We start from the raw sequence: 16,658 nt of genomic DNA, 5'->3' as shown, positions 1-16,658 counted from the left end.
AGGGTGGAGCTACTCCTTAAGTAGCTTCACCTCATACAAATCCTTCCGTCTATCTTTCAATATCTTTACTGTTCCAAAGTGGTGCAATTCGTCTAATAGGTGCAAATCCACATCAACTACCAACATCATTTCTGTATTTGGCGTCGTTTCAGCTTTCACTGCATTGGTTGGAAAAGCAAAATCTGAAGGTGTAAATACCGCCGACTGCGCAAACTGGATATCCATATTGTTCACCTTCGGTAAGTTACCCACACAACCCGCAATGGCCACATAACATTCATTCTCAATAGCTCTCGCTTGTGCGCAATGCCTCACCCTGGTGTAGCCGTTTTGCGTATCAGTCAAAAATGGTACAAAAAGGATCTGCATTCCTTGGTCGGCATAAATTCTACTCAGTTCAGGAAACTCAACGTCATAGCAAATTAAAATGCCAATTTTACCGCAATCTGTATCAAAAACACCAATCTTATCGCCACCGCTCATGCCGTAGTATTTTTTCTCATTAGGAGTGATGTGTATTTTCCTATAATTTTCAGTCAATCCATTGCGATGGCATAAATAAGTAGCGTTGTACAATTTACCATTTTCTTTTACAGGCATACTGCCCGAGATGATATTCACATTATAAGCTACCGCATATTCCTGAAGCTTAAGTACAATCTCCTCTGTTTTATCAGCTAATTTTTTCATTGCTTCCTGTTCGGGCAAATGATTATAAGGTTGTAGGAGAGGAGTGTTAAAGAACTCCGGAAACATAATAAAATCCGATTTATAACCGCTTACCGCATCAACGAAGAATTTGACCTGCTCGTAAAAAGCATCCAAATCACTGAACAAGCGCATTTGCCATTGTACTAAACCTAATCTAATGGTTTGTGCCGATCGTGGAGAAACATTGTCGTGATAGTAAATGTTATTCCATTCAATTAACGTAGCATACTCCTTAGATTCTTGATCGCCAGGCAAGTAGTTTTTAAGCACTTTTCTTACGTGGAAATCGTTAGCAATTTGGAAAGATAAAGTAGGATCGTAAATTTCCTTTGCTCTAACTTTATCGATATACTGTCGTGGTGTTAACCGGTCCGCATACTCATGATAACCCGGAATTCTGCCGCCAGCAATGATACTTTCCAAGTTGAGCAGTTCGCAAAGTTCTTTTCTAGCTTCATACAACCTTCTAGCTAAACGCAAGCCTCTATACTCTGGATGTACAAATATTTCTATTCCGTAAAGTACATTACCATGTGGTGTATGGGTAGAGAAAGTATATTTTCCGGTAATTTTTTCATAAGTATGGGTGTCACCAAATAAATCGTAATCCACAATAATTGAAAGTGAACAAGCTACCACTTTGCCATCTACTGCAATGCAGAGTTGGCCTTCTGGAAATATGCGCAATAAGTCATTGATTTTCGCTTTGCTCCAAACACCATTTCCACTATCTAAATAAGCTTGTTGCATGGATTCTCGAAGATCTTGGTAGTCTTCGATACCGAGTTTACGTAATTCTATATTCATGTATAATGAACAAAAAAGCAAACTGATTGTTTACTGCGGCTGAAGTCGATATTAGTGAATCCAACTTACCATGTGTGTAAATGATTTAGAAAAAGAATGTTAGCAGTGCTTCGTAAACTGAAGTCCCGTTATCCGCTACAATATTTTTTGTTGGCATTAACATTTATTGCTGTCATGCTGAGCTCTTCGAAGCATCTACTATTAACAAACAACCCTTCGACAAGCTCAGGGTAGCACCCAACAAAAAGTATTTTCGCTACTACCGGGTTTAGTTTGCAATACCAGTGAAAGTAGCTAAAGCTTGCTTTTACCATGAGCAAAGTCAGTGCATTTTAAACGGGATAGAAGTGTAAAGCCCGCAATCCCAATGTAAATTGGGAGAGGACTTGAAACGGATAGCCCGGCCAACCGATGATTGGAAATGAAACATTGCTTTTCAAAAAAAATAAATTGATGCAAGTCTATAAAACGCTATGGCACGGATAGATAGCTATTTGCTAAAACAATTTGCCCGTTTGTCCTAGTTTTACTCTATTCAAATGTTTGTAGGCAGCTTCTGTCACTTCCCGTCCTCGGGCGGTACGCATTAAGTAACCTTCCTGAATTAAAAATGGTTCATAAACCTCTTCAATGGTGCCATCATCTTCTCCAACGGCTGTAGCAATTGTTTTTAAACCCACGGGGCCACCTTTAAATTTATCGATGATAGCCAACAAAATTTTGTTATCCATCTCATCTAAACCGTGTTCATCCACATTTAAAGCAGATAAAGCATAGCGGGCAATTGCTGTATCAATTTCTCCGTTCCCTTTAATTTGGGCAAAATCTCGTGTTCTGCGAAGTAATGCATTGGCAATACGTGGTGTGCCGCGGCTACGCCGGGCAATTTCATAAGCGCCTTCCTCTGTAATAGGCGTATTTAAAATAGCCGATGATCTTAACACAATGGTGGTGAGTAACTTGGCGTCATAGTAGGCTAACCTTGAATTAATGCCGAAACGAGCCCTTAGCGGTGCAGTTAACAAGCCTGAGCGAGTGGTAGCACCAACCAAGGTAAATGGATTTAAGCCAATTTGTACGGAGCGAGCATTAGGCCCACTTTCCAACATGATATCAATCTTAAAATCCTCCATGGCTGAATACAAATATTCCTCTACCAAGGGGGATAAACGATGAATTTCATCTATAAATAGGATATCACCACTGTCTAGATTAGTTAGTAAGCCAGCTAAATCGCCCGGTTTATCCAACACCGGACCAGAAGTAACTTTAATATTTACGCCCATTTCATTGGCTATGATATGGGATAAAGTAGTCTTTCCAAGTCCCGGAGGGCCATGTAAAAGTACATGATCAAGCGCCTCGCCACGTAATTTAGCTGCCTTTACGAAAATCCTTAAATTCTCAAGAATTTTATCCTGCCCAGTAAAATCCTCAAATTCTTGAGGCCGCAACACTTTTTCAATATCACGTTCCGTTGGCGATAAATTTTCAGAAGAAGGATCCAAATTTTCGTTCATGTGGTAAAGATAAAAAAATTAGGTCTATTGCGTTATTGCTAAATACCAAGCAAGCTCAAAATGCTAAATATAGCTTCACATTTTACAGCGGCAATTTTTAATTTTACACCAGTTTTGCAAACTTGGGAGCAACTTTAGCTTCTTTAATGCCATTGCTGTAATCATAAAAACCCTCACCAGATTTCACTCCTTTTTTTCCGGCAGTTACCATATTTACCAAAAGAGGGCAGGGGGCATACTTCGGATTTCCAAAACCTTGGTGCAATACGTTTAAAATTGCTAAACAAACATCTAAACCAATAAAATCAGCCAGTTGTAGTGGCCCCATAGGATGCGCCATGCCCAATTTCATCACAGTATCAATTTCGTAAACGCCGGCAACACCTTCATAAAGCGAATAAATGGCCTCATTAATCATAGGCATCAATATTCTGTTAGCCACAAATCCAGGATAATCGTTTACCTCAACAGGAACTTTATCTAACTTATTAGACAAATCCATAACTAAATTTGTAGTTGTGTCGCTAGTTGCATACCCGCGAATAACCTCAACCAATTTCATAATTGGAACAGGGTTCATAAAATGCATACCAATAACTTTATCACCACGCTTAGTAACAGCAGCAATTTGCGTAATTGATATAGAAGAAGTGTTAGATGCCAAAATAGCGTCTGGCTTAGCAAATTCATCTAAATCTTTGAATATCTTTAATTTTAATGCTGTATTTTCTGTAGCCGCTTCAACAACCAAATCGGCATTAGCAACAGCAGTTTTTAAATCAGTAAAAGTGCTAAGGTTGGCAAGCGTCATTTCTTTGTCGGCATCAGTAATTGTTCCTTTAGCAACTTGTCTGTCCAAATTCTTACCAATAGTTTCAATTGCTTTTTTTAGCGCATCTGCGTTAACGTCAATTAAATTTACAGCATAACCAAACTGAGCAAAGGTGTGTGCAATACCATTGCCCATAGTTCCAGATCCAATAACAGCTATAGTTTTCATCTTTATATTTTAGTTAGAAATTGCGCCTAAATTAAGCATTTTAAACAATAGTATTTTAGCGTTATAATTAAGTTATGTAAAGTCATTTTTAGTCATTATATTTACCATATATACAAGAAATAATTATCAATAATGATAGCAGAGATTATAACTTATAAGAACATTTTGCAAAACTTAGGGGAGTTATTGCAGAAATCGCCTTTTAAGATGGAATATATAATCAAAGAGACAAAGATTCCACCTGCGACTTTTTATAGAAAAATGAAAGGCTCAAGTTTCACACCTGATGAAGCGCTTTCGATTGCTAAAATACTTAATCCTGAAGAAGCTTATTTATTTGAATTGAAAGAGAGTATTCGCAATGCTAAGGACGATATCAAAGCCGGAAGAACTTTCAAGCATCAAGATGTTATAGAAGAAATAAGGAAAGAGTTGCTATAACTTTCTAGAGTAGTTTTTTTTAAAGGTTTTTGATAGTTGTTCCAAAAGTTAAGCAAATATAGGTTGTTGCCTTCGAAATTGTAAAGCAAAGTGATTTGTTTTACAATCACAAATTTGCGACATTTTAAATCTTCATCTAATGTTCCAATCAATGGATATTCAGACAATGTTTCAAGCTTTTTGTATACTTCATTGATAAAATTATCTACCTCTTTTTTGCTCCATTCTTTAAGCAAATATTTGATGTTATTTTTAAAAGTATTCTTTGCTGTAAGCGTCCAGATAATTTCCATTGGCGTAGTTTGATTTTGTCAAATATCGTAAATTTCATATTTACAGATAAAACGCTCAATAGGTTAAAAAATAATGTTTTCATCGGAACTTAAATTTTTAAGTACGATAAAATACACCCGCTTACAAGGAAAGGTTTATACTGATATGGTTCGATACACTAAAAAGCAGCATCTTTTTTGTCTTATAATTAACGTTATGTTAAGTTATGTTATCGCTACGCTATTCATACCCTCGTAACGCTTTAAAATTCGTTTAATTTCCTTTTCAGTTCTTGAACTTTGTCTAGCCTATTCTTACGCTCATAGATATCAATTAAAAGTTTAATTGTGTTTCTATGGTTGATATTAATATCATGGGCTCTTAACAAGGTATATTCGGCTCGGTTAACAAAAGCATTGTATTTTTGCTTATCTTTTTTTTCCAATGCCTGATTAGCGCTTTGCATATAAGTTAATGCAAGCTGATACAATGCATCGAAATAGTTATAATCAACCTCTAGCGCTTTTTGATAAGCTAACTCAGCAGTACTGATATTTTTTACCTGGTTTTGTTGTAGATAACCGTACAAAAAGTACAATAACTTGCTCTTTTTATCAGTTTTTAGAGAGTTTTCGATGGCTTTTGTAGCCTTGTCATATTGCTCTGTATCTAACAGCAAATTAATATAATCATTGGTTAACAATGGATTGTACGGATTTATATTTAATCCATCCTCCAAATACTTGATGGCTAGTTCATTTTCAAATTTAGAAGCATAGATTGTTGCGATGTTTTGAAACAATGCTGCGTTTTTTGCTCCATTTTCCTTAGCCCTAATAAAATAACTAAGTGCGTCGTTATACTGCTGTAAGTTTTGCGCACAAACACCAGCATTAACTGCCAAAGCAGTATCTGTAGGTCGGTAATCGCTTACAGTTTTAAACAGCTCGTATGCCGTGAAAAAATCATTTTGAGCAAAAGCTTCGGTGGCACGCCTTTGCTTTTTTACGTTAATATTATGGTGAGATGCTTTAATCAGCTCTGTATTTGACTGAAATTTATCCAATTTTACCGCTTGCTCCAGGGCTTCTTGTGCAAACTTAAAGTATTTATCTGCATTGGTTTCGTTATCATCAATTAATGCAGTATAAGAACATAGATAAGCTTTAATTGCCCAAGTTTCTGGCCAGTTCTTGGTTTTCCTATCTTTCTCTGCTAGTTCAATAGCTTTAATCCCCTCTCCTATAATGGTCAATTGTTTTTTTACATCAGCTTTTTCTGCAATGCTATTTTGTAGTTTAGCTAAGCTATTGTTAGCTATTTTGACTTGTGAACCTTGGGCAAATACAGTACTGTTAAACGAAACTATAGCTATGAAAGAGATTAAAAATATTCTACGCATCATCAAAAACTTTATACAAATTAACTAAAAAAGGGAGATATAGTTTAATTATCTCCCTTTTTTATGATTATTTCAAGCAACCTTTATTTTTTCTGTAAGGCATCTAAAAGCTTTTTAGTTTCCTCGTAGCTCTTCGTATCATTTTTGAAAGCGTAGATTTGTTTCAATGCTTCCAATGTATGTGTAGCTTTAGGATCTAACTCTTGAGCTTTTTTGTAATAAGGTAACGACTTGTCGATTAAAGCAGTCATTTTTGCAGTTAAGGCATTGTATTCCTTTACTTTTTTAGCATCCACTTTTTGACGCTCATTTTGAACAGCCAAAGCTTGCTTGTAGTAAGTTTCGCCTAATAAGAAATGATAAATTGCTTTGTTAGGATCTTTAGCAACCAATTTACCTAAAGAAGCTTGAGATTTTTCAATTTCACCCCTAACAATATAAATGTCGGTTTGCGTACCTACAAAATCAGGGTCATCTTGGTATTTAGTTAAGGCTTGATCTATTGAAGCCAAGGCAGCAGTAGTATCTTTTAAATTTACCAACTGGATGTTAATTGCCTCTAAAAGCAGGTTTTTACTTTCCGGAACACCAAATTCAGCTACTTTTTTAAAGTTTTTTACAGCACCAGCATAATTACCAGCTTGTTTTGCCGCTACACCAGCATTCAAATACATTGATGTATCTGATGGGTTTTTCTCTGTGATTTCGGTAAAAATTTGGTAAGCCGTAGCAAAATCTTTTTTATTGTAAGCTCTGATACCTCTACCTTGAATAGCGTTGGTGATGTTAATTTTTGCGTTGGTGATGTTATCTTTTTGTTCACCTTTTTTGTCAAGCTCGGTAGCTTTAGCAATAGCTTCTTCTGCAATTTTTTGTTTTGCTGTAGAATTGGCAACATCAACTGTATCAATCAAAGCAATAGCCGAAGCCATAGAAGCTCTCAAAGCCCAAGGTTCTACCGTGTTTTTTGTTTTCTCGTTAGCGATTGCTAAGTCGGTATGACCTAAGCCTTTGTTAAGGTTCTCTAAATTTCTCTTCAAATTTTGAGTTTGATTCATTGCCTGAAACAAATCCCAAGATTTTTTGGCTTCAGCAACTTCAGATTTTTGGGCGAAAGCAAATGTAGATAAACTCACAATGCTTAGGCTTAAAATTAACTTTTTCATCTATTTACAAATTTGGTTCTTTAACGCTAGTGCTTTGGTGATATTGCCTTTCGGCTACCATTAAACACGCCTTATTTTAGTTTAATTAATTTTCTGTTGTACTTTCCTCACTGGTATTATCTGATGGATTTTCACCTTCATTTGGTGCTAAAACATCATTTTCCTCCTCGTCTTCGTGGTCAATTCTGGCAACTGAGGCAATTTCATCGCTTCCTTTCAGTGTGATTAACCTCACTCCTTGTGTTGCTCTACCCATTACTCTCAATTCACTAACAGCAATTCTAATTACAATGCCCGATTTATTGATGATCATTAAGTCATCTGCATCAGTAACGTTTTTGATTGCCACTAAATTACCAGTTTTATCGGTAACGTTAATGGTTTTTACACCTTTACCACCACGGTTAGTTACACGATAATCTTCAATATCGGTACGTTTACCATAGCCTTTTTCTGATACCACTAAAATGGTAGCATCAGGACTATCTACAGCAATCATGCCAATTACCTCATCTTTATCATGTGCCAATGTAACACCTCTAACACCTGTAGCAGTTCTACCCATTGGTCTTACAGTACTTTCATTAAAACGAATAGCTCTTCCCGAACGTAATGCCATTACGATTTCGCTGCTGCCGGTGGTTAAGCTAGCTTCTAATAACTGATCACCTTCATTGATATTAATAGCATTGATACCATTAACACGTGGACGAGAATAAGCTTCTAATGATGTTTTCTTAATGGTACCTTTCTTAGTACACATGATAATGAAGTTATTCTCTAAATATTCCTGATCTTTTAAGTTCTTAACTTTGATGTAAGCTTTAACTTTTTCTTCTTTTGGAATATTGATGATGTTTTGTAGTGCTCGGCCCTTACTTTGACGAGATCCTTCAGGTATTTCGTAAACTCTCAACCAGAAACATCTACCAGCTTCGGTAAAGAACAACATATAGTTGTGGTTGCTGGCAATCAATAAATGCTCAATAAAGTCTTCGTTTCTTGAGTCACTTCCTTTTGATCCCTTGCCGCCCCTACCTTGGGTACGATATTCTGTTGCAGGCGTACGTTTGATGTAGCCTTCATGAGAAATGGTAATCACAACTTCTTCGTCTTCGATGAAGTCTTCCATGCTCATATCTTCAGCAGAGTGAACAATAGTTGTTCTACGCTCATCGCCGTATTTGTCACGCATTTCAGAAAGCTCATCCTTAATAATCTGCATACGCAAACTTTCATCTGCTAAAATAGATTTTAAGTACTCGATAGTTTTCATCAATTCTGCGTACTCCTCTTTGATCTTATCACGCTCTAGTCCGGTTAACCTACGCAAGGTCATATCCAAAATAGCACGGGCTTGAATATCCGTCAAACCAAATTTCTCCATTAAGCCTGTTCTAGCTTCTTCTGGAGTGCTTGATGCACGAATTAACTTGATTACCTCATCAATATGATCAAGTGCAATCAGCAAACCTTCTAAGATATGGGCACGTTTTTCAGCCTCAGCTAACTCAAAACGAGTTCTGCGAATTACTACATCATGCCTATGCTCAACAAAGTGATGGATTAAATCTTTAAGGTTAAGCAATTGCGGACGGCCGTTGACTAGTGCAATATTATTTACACTGAAAGAGCTTTGTAATGCAGTTTGCTTAAATAAGTTATTTAATACAATGCTAGCATTTGCATCTCTTTTGATTTCGTAAACGATACGGATACCGTCTTTATTAGATTCATCTTTGATATTCGAAATGCCTTCAATCTTTTTCTCGCCAATTAGTTCAGCGGTACGCTCAATCATCTGAGCTTTATTTACTAGATAAGGAATTTCGGTAACGATGATTACCTCACGATCTTTGATGGTTTCGATTTCCGCTTTGGCACGCATCACAATACGTCCTCTACCTGTTTCGAAAGCTTCCTGAACACCAGAATAACCGTATATAATTGCACCAGTAGGAAAATCAGGAGCTTTGATGAACTTCATCAACTCAGCTATCGTTACTTCCCTATTATTGATGTACTCAATGGTAGCGTTAATTGTTTCGGTAAGGTTATGCGGTGCCATATTAGTGGCCATACCTACAGCAATACCTGATGCACCGTTAATTAAAAGGTTAGGCACTTTAGCAGGTAAAACCGTTGGTTCTTCTAAGGAATCGTCAAAGTTGTTTTGGAAATCAACGGTATCCTTATTAATATCCGATAACATTTCCTCCGCAATTTTCTGGAAACGGGCTTCAGTATAACGCATTGCCGCTGGTGAATCACCATCTACTGAACCGTAGTTTCCCTGTCCATCAACCATCATATAGCGTAAACTCCAAGGTTGTGCCATACGTACCATGGTCATATATACAGAGGAGTCGCCATGCGGGTGGTACTTACCTAAAACCTCACCCACAATACGGGCAGATTTTTTGTAAGGTTTACCAGCACCAACACCCAAGTCCAACATACCATACAAAACCCTACGGTGTACCGGTTTTAAGCCGTCACGAACATCGGGTAGTGCCCTACTTACAATTACCGACATCGAATAATCGATATAAGCAGTACGCATCTGCTCATCGATATTAATGGGGATAATCTTATTTGCGTTCTCTTGATTTTCTAAATCTTCTGCCATAAATTTCTATATTTTGCGTTTGGCGTGCTTTAAGCAGGTTTTTAAGGCCTAATGCTTGCGCTAAACACAAGAGTTTTTATGTATTATTATAATCTTGCGAATTTAGTAAAATAAGCTACACATTACACGCCATTGTGGAAAAGTTTTACACAATTAAAAACCTATTCAAATTGTAATTGTTAGGGGCAAAAAAAACACTGGTTTGAGATCAGAATTTCTAAATCTTCTTTATTAAAAGCAAGACGACAATAAATTGTAAACAAAGTTTTTTTACTTCAATGCAAATATTGATATTTAGCTATCATGATAGTTTCGGAAAATACGCTTAAGTGGGCGTTAAGTTTATATCCACCCCTATTATTTCAACGTATTTGGGTTAAAAAGTTCCATAAGGATTTTTTGGGGGTTGATGTGAAAATCAGCAATAGCTTTTTAAACAGAAATTACAACGGATCTATTTTTGGTGGGACTATCTATGCGGCCACAGATCCATTTTATGCTATTTTATTTGATCAGCTGATGCAGCGTAAAGGTTATAAATGCAGAGTTTGGTTAAAAAGTGCAAGTATCCAATACATTAAGCCCGGTTTAAGCGCACTTTATTTCACTATTAAAATTACCGAAGAGATGATTGCCGAAGCAGAAGCGGCATTAAATAGCGAAGGAAAGTTTGTAAAGGCCTACCCTATGGAATTGTTTAATGAAAAGGGCGAACTTTGCGCCACTGTAATGAATGAAGTGTATTTGAGATTGAAATTTCCAGGAGAAAAACAGCGGGTGGCCATTTAGCCTACCTATGTTACCTATTGTTTAAGCTAGCACCAAACATAAAAAAGATGAACATTAAAAGACTGATACTTGAAGGCGAGAATGTTAGCTTAGATTTTAAAAAGACCATTAGCAAAGCCGATAAAATTGCAAAAACACTGGTTGCTTTTGCCAATAACAAAGGCGGTAAACTTTTAATTGGCGTTGCTGATGACGGTTCCATCAAAGGTGTGAAATCCGAAGAGGAAGAAAAGTACATGATCAGTAAAGCGGCACATCAGTATTGTAAGCCTGCCTTGGAACCCCGTTTTGAAGAGTATTTGGTGGATGAAAAACTAGTTTTAGTGGCCGAAATTCCTAAAAGCGATTTGAAACCGCACTATGCCTTGGATGAAAATGGTAAATGGTGGGTTTATTTTAGGGTTCAAGATAAAACGGTACTGGCCAGCAAAATATTAATTGAAGTATTAAAACGCGATTCGGCAGAAGAAGGTACGTTGATCCAATACTCAGAACAAGAAAAACTTTTGCTTAACTATTTGAATAGCCACGGAAGAATTACGCTTAAGGAATTCAGTAAGTTAACCAGGAGCGCTTACAAAAAGGCACAAAAAGTAATTGTAAATTTGATTTTATCTGGCATTATTTTACCGCACATTACCGAAAAAGAAGAATACTACATTTTAGCAAATTTAGAAGCCGATTATAAGCGTTTATAAGTTTTTGCATCTTAGTTACAGCTAAATTTCCGACTTTTGTCGGCTATGTTCACTTATTCCTTTGCCAAATACAAATCTTTTTATAAAGATAACTTGATACTCGCATTGCCTATTGTTGGTTCGCAGCTGGGCCATACGTTGGTGCACATGGCAGATGGAATTATTGTTGGCCACTTTGCAGATACTGCACAACTCGCAGCGGTATCGTTAGTTAACAGTTTATTTATGTTGGTTTTAGTGCTAGGCCTGGGCATATCCTACGGACTAACACCCTTAATTGCGCAAGCTAACGGGGCTAACAACCAAGCAGAATGTGGTAAGCTGCTATCTAATAGTTTGCTCATCAATTTTGCTACCAGCATTGTTCTTTTTGCTTTGGTTAGTGTTGTAGAATACAAAGTGATCGATCATATTGGTCAATCTGCTGACGTAGTAGCACATGCAAAACCATTTTTACGGTTATTGGGTTTATCAATTTTTCCCTTAATGCTTTTTCAAGCGTTTAAACAGTTTACCGAAGGCTTAGGCTTCACCAAACAAGCCATGATGATTTCTATTTGGGGAAATTTAATTAATGTTTTGTTGGGGATAGTTTTTGTAAAGGGCATGTTTGGCATTGCTCCAATGGGCGTTACAGGAGTAGGTTTAGGAACGTTAATTGACCGCATATTGATGGCCACCGCAATGGGAACTTATGTGTTCAACTCCAAAAATTTTAAAGCTTACTTAGTGCAGTTTAAGCTGTTTTCAGTTGATTTGAGTCGCATTAAAAAAATCATTAAATTGGGTGCTCCGGTAGCAATGCAATATTCTTTTGAAATTAGCGCATTTAGCGGGGCAGGCATTTTAATTGGAACGATTGGCAAGGTAGAACAGGCCGCACATTTTTCGGCACTTTCTTTAGCGGCATTTACCTATATGCTGGCCTCCGGAATTGCCAATGCAGCTACTATTAAAACTGGCAATAACTTCGGTGCTAAAAACTATAAAGAATTGCGTTTATCGGCCATTGCCAGTTATCACATTGTGATTGCATTTATGTCATTAACTGCCTTGATCTTTGTTTTTGCAAATAACTACCTGCCATACATTTACACTAACGATTTAAAGGTGATCAGCATTGCTGCCAAGCTTTTGTTATTAGCGGCACTGTTTCAATTATTTGATGGTACCCAAGTGGTTGGTTTAGGCGTATTACGCGGACTAGGTGATGTAAATATGCCAACATTTATTACTTTTCTTTCCTATTGGATTATTGGTATTCCGGTTGGTTATGTATTAGGCTTCCAACTTGGATTAGGTGTTGATGGGATTTGGTATGGATTAACTTTTGGCTTACTTGCCGCCTCTATCCTGCTATTTATCAGATTTCAAAATAGAACGAAAAAGCTTTTGGAGAACCCAATTAAGCTAAAAGTTTAGGGTTTGTATTTTTGTGGCATGAATAAAGCGCTTAGTTTACTTTCTATTTTATTTATCGGCTTGATTTTGCTTTCGTTCAAGTCGTCAGAATGGAGTGTTGAAATACAATCAAATGCAGACACGCTTAGAAAAGTATATTCGCGGCCACCCCACCTTTGGCCCAAGCCTAACGTAGATCAGAGCGTGAAATTCACCGAGCTTGGAACTTTGCTGAAATCTCCTATTGATACCTCTGACATTGAAACACAACCAATCATCTTACTTGGGAAGTTGCTGTTTTTTGATCCGAGGCTATCGGCATCTAAAAAAATATCCTGCGCTACTTGCCATGCTCCCAATTTGTTTTGGGCCGATGCAAAAGAGGTTTCCTTAGGGCATGATGACTTACCGAATATACGCAATGCGCCGGCTTTGGAAAATGTGTGGTTTTACAAAAGCTTCTTTTGGGATGGGCGGGCAAAAACCTTAGCGCAACAGGCTGAAGGTCCAATTAGTGCACACAATGAGATGAACCAAAACTTAAGTTCTTTAGCTTCTAAAATTTCGAAGATTAAGGGGTATAAGATGTATTTTAAGTCTGCCTTTGGAACGGCAAAAGTGACTAATGAACGTATCTTCAAAAGTTTGGCTACATTTCAACAAACCATAGTTAGCGAACCATCTGCATTTGATCACTTTTTAAATGGAGATACTCTTGCTTTAACCGACCAGCAGTTGAGGGGCTTGCATCTTTTTAGAACCAAAGCTAGATGCATGAATTGCCACTACGGTCCATATTTTACCGATAATGAGTTTCATAATCTCGGTTTATCCGAATACGGAAAAGCAAACCAAGATTTAGGACTTTACAACGTGAGTAGGAAAAACGAGGATGTGGGTAAATTTAAAACGCCAGGATTGAGGAATGCAGCTCAAACGGGACCTTGGTTTCATAACGGTTCGGTAAAAACATTGGATAGTTTAATGATTCTTTACAACATGGGCATGCCTGATGTTGCCCCCGAGGGAGATCAAAAACTGGATAAATTATTCCCTAAAAACGATAAGCTATTGCGTGGGATTATGTTGAGCGTTGGAGAAAGAAAAGCAATTATCGCGTTTTTAGAAGCGCTATCATCTCCAATAAAAATACAGGCGCCTAATCAATTGCCCAGATAATTATACTTTAGGAGCGCTATGTTTTGGTGCTTTCAATTCGCTTTGGTTTAGCTCCTTTTCTAACTCAGCCTGATCTTTTCGATTGCGCTTAATTACAAAGTAAATGAAGCCTAAAATAGCTACCAGAGCTACCGCAACAATAATAAAATTGATTTTCATTGCTATTGTTTTAATACAAAGCTACGGCGGTTAAATTAATTGTCTGTTAAGTAATTATCATCAAAATCTTAAGTAGTTAGCCCACTAATCTTGGCTGGACGAACATTGTGCTGCTAGCTCTTGGTTTTTTGCAGTTAAAAGTATTTCAGTAGCTTTGAAACATTACAAGTTAACTCACAATAAAATGAATAAAAAGAGCTTATTAATTACTTCACTTCTTGTTGGTGCGGTAAGTTTAGTTGGGTATAATGTGCGTGAAGAAGGAATGTTCCCGCTAAGTGAGATCCATAAAGTAGACTTGAAAAAGGCTGGTTTAAAAATTGATCAAAACGAAGTTTATAACCCCAATGGCATCAGTTTAGTTGACGCATTGGTAAACGTAGGCGGCTGTACTGGTTCGTTTGTTTCTGATGAAGGTTTAATCATCACCAACCATCATTGCGCTTTTAGTGCCGTTCAATTAGCAAGTACACCTGAAAACGACTATTTGAACAATGGTTTTGTTGCTAGAACACGTGAACAGGAAATTGAAGCAAAAGGCCTAACTTGCCGAATTACAGATAGCTATGAAGATGTTTCGGATAGAGTTTTAGGAGCCGTAGCGAATGTTGATGATCCGGCAGCTCGTTTGCAAATGATCAATAATCAAATGAAAAATATCGCTGCTGAAGCCGAGCAAAAGGACCCAAGCATTAAGGCAGAAGTATCTGAAATGTTTATAGGTAAAACCTATGTGCTTTTCAGGTATAAAACGATACAGGATGTAAGATTGGTTTATGTACCAAACCGACAAATTGGTGAATTTGGTGGCGAAACTGATAACTGGGTTTGGCCAAGGCATACCGGCGATTATTCGTTCATGAGAGCTTATGTTGGCAAAGATGGCAAGCCGGCAAAATACAGTAAGGATAATGTACCTTTCAAGCCAAAAAAATCATTAAAAGTAAATCCTAACGGAACTAACGAAGAAGATTTTGTTTTCATTCTAGGCTATCCTGGACGTACTTTCCGTCACCGTCCGGCTCAATTTATCGAGTATCAGGCAAATTACGTGCTTCCTTATACTTCTGAGCTTTACGATTTTCAAAATAGCACCATGGAAAGTGTAGGTAAAAAGAGTAAAGCTACCGAAATCAAATTGGCTACCCGTATTAAAAGAAATGCCAACGTGATGAAAAACTATCGCGGTAAAATGGCTGGAATTAAGGGAATAGACCTCGTTGCTCAAAAGAAACAAGAAGATGCTGCTTTGGCGCAATTCATCAATGAAAACGTGGACATGAAGGCGCAGTATGGCAATTTGATGGAAAATATTGATCGTTTATACCAATTGATTAATGGAGATGCAAATAGAGATCTTTGGCTAAGTCAGATTTATAACTCCACAAGCTTACTAAACGTGGCTAAAAATATCAACTCATTTAAATCGGCTTTGAACCAACAACCCGCGGCTCAAAAGCAGGCATTTTTTGATAATAACATTGCCAGAGTAAAACAAGCGCTTAATAACATTTACGAAGCTTATGATGTGGACGTGGACCGAAAGATATTGAAGCGAATGATGATGGATGCCGTTGCGTTTACACCTAACCAACGTGTTGCCGCTGTAGATAAAATTACGAACAGGGGTAGCAATAACGAAGCTATGGTTGATGACTACATTAACGATGCTTATGGGTTAACCAAATTAAAAGATCAAAATTACGTGCTAAATACGCTGCTGAAATCCAGCAAATCTATTAGTGATTATAATGATGGTTTGCTGCTTTTTGAAAATGATATCGCTCGTCAGATTGCGGAGCTGAAGCCAGAAAAAGATCGCAGAGATGGTATACTAAACAAATTAATGGGTGACTACGTGAATGTAAAAGAGAAGTTCTTAAAGAAGAATTTTGTGCCAGATGCCAACAGCACGTTAAGGTTAACTTACGGCTATGTGCGTGGATACTCTCCTGCTGATGCAACTTACATGTCGCCATATACCACAATCAAAGGTATTTTGGAAAAAGGCGCTACTGGTAATCCAGATTTTGGTTACCCTAGCATCATTAAGCAATTATGGGCAAATAAGGATTTTGGAATGTTCGCCAAAAAGGAACTTAACGATGTTCCGGTAGCATTTCTTTACAATATGGATACCACCGGAGGTAATTCTGGCTCACCTATCATGAACGCAAATGGCGAATTAATTGGCGTAAATTTCGACCGTGCTTATGGCGCTACCATTAATGATTATGCTTGGAATGAAAGCTACAGCAGATCAATAGGTGTCGATATCAGATACGTACTTTGGGCAGCATCTAAAATAGATAAAGCCGACTTTCTACTTCAAGAAATGGGCGTTAAATTATAATTCAATTTATTAAGGCGGCACTGCATTAAAATAATTAATGGGTGTCGCTTTTTTGATTTCTTAAGATAACAGCCAAACACTTTAGCAACACATCTTCCTAGCTAATTTCTAAACCCAAATCGTATTTAAA

The 16,658-nt window shown here is 37.3% G+C and carries 14 protein-coding genes; 6 read left to right on the top strand and 8 right to left on the bottom strand.

What is annotated here, in order from left to right; genetic code table 11:
• Window positions 1-9 precede the first annotated feature (9 nt).
• From DUT68_RS01780 to DUT68_RS01770, 3 genes are all read right to left on the bottom strand, one after another.
• Window positions 10-1,518: a carbon-nitrogen hydrolase family protein gene (locus tag DUT68_RS01780; protein ID WP_113635174.1), complete on the bottom strand. Its 1,509-nt coding sequence runs from the start codon at window positions 1,516-1,518 to the stop codon at window positions 10-12.
• A gap of 497 nt (window positions 1,519-2,015) precedes the next feature.
• Complete coding sequence (gene ruvB / locus DUT68_RS01775; RefSeq protein ID WP_113635172.1) at window positions 2,016-3,038, bottom strand: Holliday junction branch migration DNA helicase RuvB; 1,023 nt, start codon at window positions 3,036-3,038, stop codon at window positions 2,016-2,018.
• A gap of 103 nt (window positions 3,039-3,141) precedes the next feature.
• Window positions 3,142-4,038, bottom strand: a complete 897-nt coding sequence (locus DUT68_RS01770; protein ID WP_113635170.1) for a 3-hydroxybutyryl-CoA dehydrogenase — start codon at window positions 4,036-4,038, stop codon at window positions 3,142-3,144.
• A 132-nt stretch (window positions 4,039-4,170) separates the two neighbouring features.
• Between DUT68_RS01770 and DUT68_RS01765 the strand changes: the two genes are divergently transcribed.
• Entirely contained in the window at window positions 4,171-4,479 is a 309-nt protein-coding gene (locus tag DUT68_RS01765) for a hypothetical protein (protein WP_113635169.1), read from the top strand.
• On the opposite strand, the gene DUT68_RS01760 is transcribed toward DUT68_RS01765, so the two are convergent.
• The 4 genes from DUT68_RS01760 to gyrA form a co-directional block, all read right to left on the bottom strand.
• Window positions 4,440-4,772, bottom strand: coding sequence for a type II toxin-antitoxin system RelE/ParE family toxin (locus tag DUT68_RS01760; RefSeq protein WP_113635167.1), 333 nt, complete (start codon window positions 4,770-4,772; stop codon window positions 4,440-4,442). The two genes, DUT68_RS01765 and DUT68_RS01760, sit on opposite strands and share 40 nt — an antisense overlap.
• Window positions 4,773-5,014: 242 nt before the next feature.
• Entirely contained in the window at window positions 5,015-6,157 is a 1,143-nt protein-coding gene (locus DUT68_RS01755) for a tetratricopeptide repeat protein (protein ID WP_237088235.1), read from the bottom strand.
• An 80-nt stretch (window positions 6,158-6,237) separates the two neighbouring features.
• The gene (locus DUT68_RS01750) at window positions 6,238-7,320 is read right to left on the bottom strand and encodes a tetratricopeptide repeat protein (protein ID WP_113635165.1); all 1,083 of its coding nucleotides are present in this window, start codon (window positions 7,318-7,320) and stop codon (window positions 6,238-6,240) included.
• An 85-nt stretch (window positions 7,321-7,405) separates the two neighbouring features.
• Entirely contained in the window at window positions 7,406-9,949 is a 2,544-nt protein-coding gene (gyrA, locus tag DUT68_RS01745) for a DNA gyrase subunit A (protein ID WP_113635164.1), read from the bottom strand.
• A 303-nt stretch (window positions 9,950-10,252) separates the two neighbouring features.
• On the opposite strand from gyrA, the gene DUT68_RS01740 reads away from it, so the two are divergent.
• Genes DUT68_RS01740 through DUT68_RS01725 form a run of 4 tightly spaced genes read left to right on the top strand, consistent with a single transcriptional unit; the run spans window position 10,253 to window position 14,016 of the window.
• The gene (locus tag DUT68_RS01740) at window positions 10,253-10,738 is read left to right on the top strand and encodes a DUF4442 domain-containing protein (RefSeq protein ID WP_113635162.1); all 486 of its coding nucleotides are present in this window, start codon (window positions 10,253-10,255) and stop codon (window positions 10,736-10,738) included.
• A 47-nt stretch (window positions 10,739-10,785) separates the two neighbouring features.
• Window positions 10,786-11,436: an AlbA family DNA-binding domain-containing protein gene (locus DUT68_RS01735; RefSeq protein WP_113635161.1), complete on the top strand. Its 651-nt coding sequence runs from the start codon at window positions 10,786-10,788 to the stop codon at window positions 11,434-11,436.
• Window positions 11,437-11,481: 45 nt separating this feature from the next.
• On the top strand, window positions 11,482-12,858 hold the full coding sequence (locus DUT68_RS01730; protein ID WP_113635159.1) for an MATE family efflux transporter: 1,377 nt from the start codon (window positions 11,482-11,484) through the stop codon (window positions 12,856-12,858).
• Between the two features lie 18 nt (window positions 12,859-12,876).
• Window positions 12,877-14,016: a cytochrome-c peroxidase gene (locus tag DUT68_RS01725; RefSeq protein WP_113635158.1), complete on the top strand. Its 1,140-nt coding sequence runs from the start codon at window positions 12,877-12,879 to the stop codon at window positions 14,014-14,016.
• On the opposite strand, the gene DUT68_RS18270 is transcribed toward DUT68_RS01725, so the two are convergent.
• Window positions 14,017-14,175: a hypothetical protein gene (locus tag DUT68_RS18270; protein ID WP_157960753.1), complete on the bottom strand. Its 159-nt coding sequence runs from the start codon at window positions 14,173-14,175 to the stop codon at window positions 14,017-14,019.
• Between the two features lie 184 nt (window positions 14,176-14,359).
• Here DUT68_RS18270 and DUT68_RS01720 point away from each other — a divergent pair, with 184 nt between their 5' ends.
• Window positions 14,360-16,528 (top strand): S46 family peptidase, encoded by a 2,169-nt coding sequence (locus DUT68_RS01720; protein ID WP_113635156.1) that lies wholly within the window; start codon window positions 14,360-14,362, stop codon window positions 16,526-16,528.
• Window positions 16,529-16,658: the final 130 nt, after the last annotated feature.

Source organism: Pedobacter zeaxanthinifaciens (assembly GCF_003313335.1).
Classification (GTDB): Bacteria; Bacteroidota; Bacteroidia; order Sphingobacteriales; family Sphingobacteriaceae; genus Pedobacter; species Pedobacter zeaxanthinifaciens.
Note: the sequence above shows the minus strand (reverse complement) of the source record. Positions and strands in the feature narration are given on the sequence as shown.

Excerpts from the sequence above, each read along its gene's own strand:
- DUT68_RS01780 (WP_113635174.1), bottom strand. The coding sequence starts at position 1,518 with ATGAATATAGAATTACGTAAACTCGGTATCGAAGACTACCAAGATCTT.
- ruvB (WP_113635172.1), bottom strand. The coding sequence starts at position 3,038 with ATGAACGAAAATTTGGATCCTTCTTCTGAAAATTTATCGCCAACGGAA.
- DUT68_RS01770 (WP_113635170.1), bottom strand. The coding sequence starts at position 4,038 with ATGAAAACTATAGCTGTTATTGGATCTGGAACTATGGGCAATGGTATT.
- DUT68_RS01765 (WP_113635169.1), top strand. The coding sequence starts at position 4,171 with ATGATAGCAGAGATTATAACTTATAAGAACATTTTGCAAAACTTAGGG.
- DUT68_RS01760 (WP_113635167.1), bottom strand. The coding sequence starts at position 4,772 with ATGGAAATTATCTGGACGCTTACAGCAAAGAATACTTTTAAAAATAAC.
- DUT68_RS01755 (WP_237088235.1), bottom strand. The coding sequence starts at position 6,157 with ATGATGCGTAGAATATTTTTAATCTCTTTCATAGCTATAGTTTCGTTT.
- DUT68_RS01750 (WP_113635165.1), bottom strand. The coding sequence starts at position 7,320 with ATGAAAAAGTTAATTTTAAGCCTAAGCATTGTGAGTTTATCTACATTT.
- gyrA (WP_113635164.1), bottom strand. The coding sequence starts at position 9,949 with ATGGCAGAAGATTTAGAAAATCAAGAGAACGCAAATAAGATTATCCCC.
- DUT68_RS01740 (WP_113635162.1), top strand. The coding sequence starts at position 10,253 with ATGATAGTTTCGGAAAATACGCTTAAGTGGGCGTTAAGTTTATATCCA.
- DUT68_RS01735 (WP_113635161.1), top strand. The coding sequence starts at position 10,786 with ATGAACATTAAAAGACTGATACTTGAAGGCGAGAATGTTAGCTTAGAT.
- DUT68_RS01730 (WP_113635159.1), top strand. The coding sequence starts at position 11,482 with ATGTTCACTTATTCCTTTGCCAAATACAAATCTTTTTATAAAGATAAC.
- DUT68_RS01725 (WP_113635158.1), top strand. The coding sequence starts at position 12,877 with ATGAATAAAGCGCTTAGTTTACTTTCTATTTTATTTATCGGCTTGATT.
- DUT68_RS18270 (WP_157960753.1), bottom strand. The coding sequence starts at position 14,175 with ATGAAAATCAATTTTATTATTGTTGCGGTAGCTCTGGTAGCTATTTTA.
- DUT68_RS01720 (WP_113635156.1), top strand. The coding sequence starts at position 14,360 with ATGAATAAAAAGAGCTTATTAATTACTTCACTTCTTGTTGGTGCGGTA.